The 1333-nt window shown below is 56.6% G+C and carries 2 protein-coding genes; both read left to right on the top strand.

The features are described 5' to 3' along the window. Positions 1-462 (top strand): enolase C-terminal domain-like protein (locus O7A70_RS33765; protein ID WP_337144198.1); only part of this gene is annotated, 462 nt, incomplete at its 5' end. A 133-nt stretch (positions 463-595) separates the two neighbouring features. Next, positions 596-1333, top strand: a 738-nt coding sequence (locus O7A70_RS33770) for an MBL fold metallo-hydrolase (protein WP_337144199.1), incomplete at its 3' end; no start/stop codon positions are given.

Here is a 1333-nt window from a genome sequence, read left to right on the forward strand (position 1 = left end):
TTCGTACTGGAACAACCCTGCGCGACCTGGCGTGAATGCGTGTCATTGCGTCGGCGGACTAGTATCCCGATCATCTTCGACGAGCTTGCCATAAGCGACGCGTCGATCCTGCAGCTGGTAGCCGATGACGCGGCGGACGGGTTTGGGATCAAAGTTTCCAAGAACGGTGGCTTGACCAGAGGCCGGCGTCAACGCGACATAGGCATTGCTGCCGGGTTTACCGTGAGCGTAATGGATACGGTAGGCTCCGAGATTGCTTTCGCGGCTACCGTGCAATTGGCCCAGACATTTCCTGAGCGTTACCTGAGGTGCGTTTTCGACTGCCGGGAACTTGTGAGCAAGACAATCGCCGACGGTGCCTTTGACATCATTGACGGGCGGGTCATTGCACCGGACGTGCCCGGGTTGGGAGTCACTCCGCGACTTGACGTGTTGGGCGAACCGGTAGCCAGCTATTTCTGACAAGGGGGATGGTAGCCGTGCCTTCGGCAAGTGCACTTTCGGTGCAGGTGCGCAGCGGTCCCGCGCCCGGGACCGCAGGTCGTTGGAACGCGACTGCAGATCGATCTTAACACACAGATGAATCGGATTGTGGATGTTCACTAAGCTATCGGACAACGTGTGGCGGTTCGAAGACACATGCAACGTCTATGTGATCAGACGGGGAAATCGCTGCGTACTGATCGATTCCGGATCGGGAGCGGTCGCACAGCGGCTTAGCGAGATCGGCGTGACGGGGATCGATTGGGTCCTTCACACACACCACCATAGGGACCAATGCTGGGGTACGCCCGCCCTCCAGGCCCTTGGAGCAAAGGTTGCCGTCCCTGAATACGAACGACACCTGTTCGAAGATGTAGAGGCCTATTGGCAGTCGAAGCGAATTTACGACAACTATAACGACAGCAATTCCATTTTCTCAATGGGCAAGAATTTGCGCGTCGATGCCATCCTTGAAGACTACGAGGACTTTCAATGGGAAGGCCTGACGTTTAGAATTCTTCCGGCCAAGGGCCATACGTATGGTATGGTATGCTTGATCACTGAAATCGACGGTCAACGAATGGCGTTTACCGGCGATCTGATGGTACAAGGGGGCAGGCTGTACCAGCTACACGCCATGGAATACAGCTATGGAGATCTCCTTGGGGTGGAGATGACCATGCAATCAATCCTCGCCTTGAAGAAGGAGAGAGTGCAGAGGGCTTACCCCTCGCACGGGAACCCGATCACGCAAGTCAACGCCGACATCGAGCGCCTTGAAGCCAGGCTCGACGATTTGGCCGGTGTCGGCCGGCTGGGAACGTCAGGTGCGCTCAGCAGCTTCAAAGAT

The sequence above is a fragment of the Mesorhizobium sp. Cs1299R1N1 genome (assembly GCF_037179655.1).
Classification (GTDB): domain Bacteria; phylum Pseudomonadota; class Alphaproteobacteria; order Rhizobiales; family Rhizobiaceae; genus Mesorhizobium; species Mesorhizobium salmacidum.